Genomic DNA, 6,621 nt, shown 5'->3' with positions numbered 1-6,621 from the left:
CTCAGCCGGTTCCGGTCGTGCGTCCGGATCCGCCGGGCCCGCACCGGCCGGGAGCGACCGTCGTCCCCGTACAGCGGATGCCGCTGCCGGTGGTGCCCGAGTACGCCGCTCCCGTGGCCACGGGACCGACAGAGGGCGCCGAGTCCCTCCTTCCCGGGCCACCGAGCCTTTCGGTACGGGTTCCGCAACGCACATCCGCTCCGGCTGCCGGAGCCGGCTCCACCGGGGCCGCCCGCACCGGAACCTCTGGCGTCTCCGGGGCCACGGCCGAGGTACTTCAGCGCGCGGCGGCCGCCGCCGGAGTCACCGGTGTTCCGCTGCGGGCGGTTCCGGCGAAGGCCGCCCAGCAACCGGGAAGGACCGGGCCGGCCGGTTCGGCCGAATCGCCCTCCGACGATGCTCCGGCCGCGAACCGGGTCACCGCGGCGGACATCGAGGAACTGGCCCGCCGTCTGCTCGACCCGGTGAGCCGGCTGATCCGGGCGGACATGCGCAGAGGGCGGGAGCGTACCGGGCGGCTGTACGACGGACGCCGCTGAAAGCGGCCCGAACGGCATTGCACCGCACGGTACTTGGATACAGCAGAGAAGAAGAGAAGCACATGACGGACAACATCTTCGCGACGAGCGTGTTCTTCAAGCTCGTCATCGGGGGCAGCGATCTGGGTGCCTTCCACACCTGCTCGGGTCTGGGCGCCGAGGTGGAGATGGAGCAGTACGCCGAGGGCGGCAACAACGGTTTCACCTGGCAGCTGCCGGGACGGATCACCTGGACCAACATCACACTGACCCGCCCCGTCACCGCCGACACGCTCAAGATCGCGCGGTGGCTGAACGAGACGATTCAGCGGGTCGAGCCCAAGGACGGCGAGATCGTCGCACTCCGTCCGGACCTCAGCCGCATCATCAGCTGGCAGGTGCACGGAATCGTGCCGGTCCGCTGGCAGGGGCCGTCCTTCGACCCCGCCAACTCCCAGGCGGCGATCGAGACGCTGGAGATCGCGCACGAGGGCCTGGAGCCGTCCTGATGTTCCGTCATGTTCAGTAACAGGTACAGGTAGCAGAGAAGACCGGGAAGGAGGAGCGCAATGTCACCCGCTGTCCGTACCAGCCGTGCTCGCGCCCAGCTGACCATCATGGAACCGCCGACGACCGTCGGCGCCAAACCGGGCGGGAACCTCGCCCGGATCACCCTGCAGTTCAACCCCGCGAAGCTGTCGCTGAGCAAGAGCACCGAGTGGCGGCGTACGCCGTCCCGGATGGCTGGGCAGTCCGCACTGCCCGAGTTCGTGGGCAGTGGACCCCGGGCGCTGTCCCTGGAGGTCTTCCTGGACTCCACCGCCACCCATGACAACTCGGTGGAGAAGGCGGTGGAGCAGCTGATGATGGCGTGCGTGCCCACCCCGAGCAGCCTGGCCCGCAAGACGCCCGCCAGCCCCTGGGTCCGCTTCGACTGGGGCACGTCGAAGACGACCTCGTTCGACGGCGTGATGTCCAACCTCTCCGTCTCGTACACCCTGTTCGATGTGGACGGGAAGCCGTTGCGCGCCACCTGCGCCCTGTCGATCGAGGAGGCGAGCGTGGACCCGGCGGGCCAGAACCCCACGTCCGGCTCGCGGGAGGCACGTCGTACGCACCGGGTCGTCGCCGGTGACAGCCTGCCGTTGCTGGCCTGGCGGGAGTACGGCGACGCCACGGCATGGCGCACGATCGCCGAGGCCAACGACGTGGACGACCCGATGCAGTTGATCCCCGGCAGGGAGCTGGTCGTGCCCGGACTGGAAGACCACGCTCCGGAGGGCAGCCGGTGACCGCCCCCGGCCGCTCCTTCGCTGCGGACCCCATCGTCGAGGCCCCCGGTGAGCTGCCCGCGGCCTGGGCCGCCCAGCTGGTGAGCTGCGTGGTGGACGAGAACGTCGGCCTGCCGGACACCGCCGTGCTGACGTACCGCGACCCCGATCACAAGCTGCTCACCGCCACCGGACTCACCATCGGCACCCCGGTGAAGATCTCCGTGGTCACCGTGCAGGAGCGGGTGCGCGAGCGGCTGTTCACCGGTGAGGTCACGGCGGTCGAGCTGGACAGCGACACCACCGGTTCGTTCACGGTGGTCCGCGCCTTCTCCAGGGCCCACCGGCTCCAGCGCGGTCGGAAGGTGGTGGCCTTCCGCAACATGAAGACCGCGGACATCGTCCGCAAGGTCGCCGCGGGTGCCGGGCTGGCCTGCGGGAAGATCGAGGCCGCGCCCATCATGTACAAGCAGCTCACCCAGCCCAATGTCTCGGACTGGGAGTTCCTCCAGTACCTCGCGGGCGAGAGCGGCGCGCACGTACGGGTGGACGACAAAGGCCTGTTGCAGTTCGTGAAGCCGAAGCCCGCGTCCTCCGCCCCCTCGCCCGCCACCTCCGCCACCCGGCACCCGATGGTCCTGGAGTACGGGCGTAATCTGCTGGCCCTGCGGGCCGTGCTGACCGGTGCGGACGGGGCGGACAGTGTGGAGGTGCGCGGCTGGAACGTCGACACCAAGACACGGCTGGTGGCGCGCGAGCAGTCCGTCCGCAGCGACACGGTGACCCCCGGGATGAGCCCGTCGGTGGCAGCCGGGGCCTTCGGTTCGAACACCCGGATGACGGTCACCGACACCCCGTACCGGACGCAGGCGGAGGCCAGGGCCGTTGCCGGTTCGGTGGCCGCCTCGGTGAGTGCCGGATTCGGCGAGATCGAGGCGGTCGCCGAGGGCAATCCCCAGCTGCGGGCGGGCGAGCCGGTGACCCTCGGCAACGTCGGGCCCGCGTTCGCAGGGCGCTACACGGCGACCGCCGCGCACCACGTGCTGGAACCCAACGGCGGCTACCGTACGACCGTGCTGGTGAGCGCAGCCCCCGACCGCTCCCTGGCAGGGCTGGCCAGCGGTGCGAACGCACCCTCGCGCGGCCCGCGCATGCCGGGTCTCGCGATCGGCGTGGTCACCGACATCCGCGAGGGCAAGGCCGAACGGGGCTGGGTCCGGCTGAAGTTCCCCTGGCTCGACGACACCTATGTGACCGACTGGGTCCGTACGGTGCAGTGGGGCGGCCAGGGCGGCGGCGGGGTGTTCAGCCCCGAGGTCAACGACGAGGTACTGGTCGGGTTCGAGCAGGGGCTGCTGGACAGCCCATATGTGCTCGGCGGTCTCTACAACGGGGTCGACAAGCCCTCGCCGCACGACGTTCCCCTGGTCGACCCGACCAGCGGAAAGGTCAACCGCCGTTCCCTGGTGTCCCGTTCGGGCAACCGGCTGGAGCTGCTGGACGCTCCGCGCGGACCGTCGGGTGTCCGGCTGGCCACCGGTGACAAACGGCTCGAAGTCACCCTGGACGAGCGGCGGAGCGAGATCGCGCTGACGGTGTACGCCCGCGGCGGCACCCGGGCGCTGAGCTCCGTGACCCTGTCCGCGTCCGGGATCACACTGGACGCCGGGACGGGCGACGTGAACATCAAGGGCAGCTCGGTGACCGTCAACGGCAAGACGGGGGTCACGATCGACGGCGGACTGCTCGGCGTACTCAAGGCCAAGCTCATCCGGATCAACTGACGACCCCACCCACCGTCCGTCCGCCCCCCAGAAGTCCCTTCCCCAGCAAGGAGAACACCGACCATGCCCCCCGCAGCCCGCACGGGCGACAGCACCGCCCACGGCGGCCTCATCGGCACCCCGCCCCCGGGTGCGGTGGCCGTCGCCACCGTGCTGATCGGCGGCCGGCCCGCGGCCGTCACCGGGAGCCTGCACGTGTGCGTCGTTCCTCCGCACGCCGCACTCGGGCCGGGGAACGTGATCATGCCCAACCCGGCCGCCGCGGTCACCGGGCAGGTCCTGATAGGCGGGCTGCCCGCCGCCCGGATGCGGGACAACACCAGCTGCGGCGCGCCCATCATCAGCGGTGCGCTGAACGTACTGATCGGGGGCCCGATGTGAGCGGCGGCGGATTCATCGGACGCGGCTGGGGCTTCCCGCTGCGGGTCGGCGCCACGGGCGGTATCGGCATGGTCGAGCGGGACCGGGAGATCGAGGAGGCGATCGGACTGGTGCTCGGCACGGCACCGGGCGAGCGGCCGATGCGCCCGGAGTTCGGCTGCGGCATCCACGACTACGTCTTCGCACCCGGTGACGGTGCCACCGCCGGGCGCATCGCCCACGAGGTCCGCACCTCGCTGGAGCGGTGGGAGCCGCGCATAGAGGTGACCGACGTGGTGATCGCGTTCGACGCCATCGAGGAGGGCACTCTGTACATCGACGTGCACTACACCGTGCGGGCCACGAACGACCTGCGCAACCTCGTCTTCCCCTTCTACACCATTCCGTCCTCCGAGGGCTCCGAAGAATCGGGAGTGCGCTGATGGCCCTGCCCTCACCCAACCTGGACGACCGCCGCTTCCAGCAGCTCGTCGACGAGGCCAAGCGGTACGTCCAGCAGCGCTCACCCGAGTGGACCGACCACAATGTGTCGGACCCCGGGGTCACGCTCATCGAGACGTTCGCGTACATGGTCGACCAGCTGCTGTACCGGTTGAACCGGGTGCCGGACAAGAACTACTCGGCCTTCCTCGACCTGCTGGGCGTCACCCTGTTCCCGCCGTCGGTGGCGCGGGCGGAGGTCGACTTCTGGCTGTCCGCGCCGCAGCCGGAGACCGTGCGGCTCCCGGCGGGCACGGAGGTCGCCACCTCACGCGGCGAGTCCGAGGAGGCGGTGGTGTTCTCCACCTCCGAAGAGCTGCCGATCGTGCCGAGTTCGCTGGTCCGGCTGGTCACCGCGCCGGTGTCCGGCGACCAGACCGACCGCACCGCGCCACTCGGCGCCGGCAAGGACATCCCGTGCTTCCAGCCCCGCCCGGAGCCCGGTGACGCCCTGCTGTTCGGGCTGCCCACCGCGGTGCCCCGCTGCATCGTCGCCGTACGCCTGGACAGCCGGGTGGAGGGCGTCGGGGTCGACCCGCGCCAGCCCCCGCTGGTGTGGGAGGCGTGGGACGGTGCCCGCTGGGTCACCTGCCAGACCGGCACCGACAGCACCGGCGGGCTGAACAGACCCGGCGAGGTGATCGTGTTCGTCCCTGCCGGACACACCACGTCGGTGACCGCGGGGACCCGGGCGGGATGGCTGCGCTGCCGGGTCACCGCGCCGGAACCGGGCCAGCCGTTCTACTCCGAGTCGCCGACGATCCGGGAGGCCGAGGTGTTCACCGTGGGCGGCACGGCGAACGTCGAACACGCGGAGACCGTCCTCGATGTTCCGCTCGGCACGTCCGAAGGCGTCGCCGGGCAGCGGTTCTCCGTGAGCCGGGCACCGCTGCTGCTGGACGGAGAGCCGCCGATCGTCCAGGTTTCCTCCGCGGACGGCTGGCAGGACTGGACTGCGGTGGAGCACTTCGGGTCCTCCTTGCCGCACGACCGGCATGTGCGGATCGACGCCGTCTCCGGTGAGTTCGCGTTCCCGCCGGAGGTACGCGAACCGGACGGAACGATGCGCTCCTACGGAGCGGTGCCCGAGAAGGGCGCACAGCTGCGGATCCCGCGCTACCGGACCGGCGGCGGCGCGGCCGGGAACGTCGCCCGGGGCGCGATCAGTGTGCTGCGCAGCTCGGTGCCGTACGTGGCGGGCGTGGACAACCGGGAGGCGGCCCGGGGCGGGGTCGACGGCGAGACCGTGGAGAACGCGAAGGTCCGGGCGCCGAACATCCTGCGGGTGCAGGAACGGGCGGTCACGGCCGGGGACTACGAGGCCGTCGCCCGCGAGGCCGCGCCTTCGCTGCGCAGGGTCCGGTGCCTGCCCGCCGTCGCGGGCGAAGCAGGCGCGGTACGGGTCCTGGTGGTGCCCGACGCGGTCGCCGACGAGGGCGGCCAGCTCCGGTTCGAGCAGCTGATCCCGTCGGACTCGGTGCTCGCGGCGGTCACGGAGCGGCTCGACGAACGGCGACTGGTCGGCACCCGGCTGGTGGTGGAACCGCCCGCGTACCAGGGAGTCACCGTGGTCGCCAGGCTGGTGACGGCCGGCGGCGACGTGGACCGGGTCCGGGCGGGCGCGGTCGCGGCACTGTTCCGTCACATCGACCCGCTGCGGGGCGGTGCGGACGGGACCGGGTGGCCGTTCGGCAGGCCGGTGCAGTACGGCGAGATCTTCGCCGTGCTCCAGGGCGTGCCGGGGGTGTCCCTGGTGGAGGAGGTACGGATGTTTCCCGCGGACCCGATCACCGGGCGGCGCGGTGCAGCGGTGCAGTGGATCGATGTCGCCCCGGGCGCCCTGGTCTTCTCGCACCAGCACCAGGTGGAGGTCACCGCGAGCGTGGGCGGTGACGGCTCATGACCAGAGCCGCGGTTCCGGGGCTCGCCAGCCGCTATCCGATCGGCGGGCTGCTGCCCGCGCTGTACGCGGACGACGACCTGGCCCAGCGGTTCACCGCGGGCCTCGACACCGTACTGGCGCCCGTCCTGTCCACGCTGGACAACCTCCCGGCCTACTTCGACCCGTTGCTGACACCGGCCGACTTCCTGCCCTGGCTGTCGTCACGGGATCCGGGCATCCTTGCCGGGCGGAGCGCCCCTGCCACGCTGCCCGACGGAGATGCCGTACGGATCGCTACCGGCGCC

General features: G+C 71.3%; 6 protein-coding genes and 2 pseudogenes. All 8 read left to right on the top strand.

The window, feature by feature from the left end; translation table 11 throughout:
- Positions 1-539, top strand: a pseudogene (locus ACWCQ6_RS35045) (hypothetical protein); the annotation flags it as partial.
- A gap of 62 nt (positions 540-601) precedes the next feature.
- A complete protein-coding gene (locus ACWCQ6_RS35040; protein WP_072486909.1) occupies positions 602-1,027 on the top strand; it encodes a phage tail protein in 426 nt (141 codons plus the stop codon).
- 60 nt (positions 1,028-1,087) lie between these two features.
- Positions 1,088-1,810, top strand: a complete 723-nt coding sequence (locus tag ACWCQ6_RS35035; RefSeq protein ID WP_451096233.1) for a CIS tube protein — start codon at positions 1,088-1,090, stop codon at positions 1,808-1,810.
- Complete coding sequence (locus ACWCQ6_RS35030) at positions 1,807-3,573, top strand: VgrG-related protein (RefSeq protein WP_451096231.1); 1,767 nt, start codon at positions 1,807-1,809, stop codon at positions 3,571-3,573. Before ACWCQ6_RS35035 ends, ACWCQ6_RS35030 begins: the two co-directional genes overlap by 4 nt.
- 63 nt (positions 3,574-3,636) lie before the next feature.
- On the top strand, positions 3,637-3,954 hold the full coding sequence (locus tag ACWCQ6_RS35025; RefSeq protein ID WP_329816656.1) for a PAAR domain-containing protein: 318 nt from the start codon (positions 3,637-3,639) through the stop codon (positions 3,952-3,954).
- On the top strand, positions 3,951-4,376 hold the full coding sequence (locus ACWCQ6_RS35020) for a GPW/gp25 family protein (protein ID WP_114242526.1): 426 nt from the start codon (positions 3,951-3,953) through the stop codon (positions 4,374-4,376). Before ACWCQ6_RS35025 ends, ACWCQ6_RS35020 begins: the two co-directional genes overlap by 4 nt.
- Positions 4,376-6,337 carry a putative baseplate assembly protein gene (locus tag ACWCQ6_RS35015; RefSeq protein WP_451096229.1) on the top strand — a complete coding sequence of 654 codons (1,962 nt, stop codon included), beginning with the start codon at positions 4,376-4,378 and terminating at the stop codon, positions 6,335-6,337. The genes ACWCQ6_RS35020 and ACWCQ6_RS35015 overlap by 1 nt, the downstream gene beginning before the upstream one ends.
- Positions 6,334-6,621 (top strand): annotated as a pseudogene (locus ACWCQ6_RS35010) (hypothetical protein); the annotation flags it as partial. The gene ACWCQ6_RS35015 and the pseudogene ACWCQ6_RS35010, both read left to right, overlap by 4 nt.

The sequence above is a fragment of the Streptomyces sp. NPDC001880 genome, from assembly GCF_053594575.1.
The sequence above is the reverse complement of the archived record's forward strand: the minus strand, read 5'-3'. Positions and strand labels throughout refer to the sequence as shown.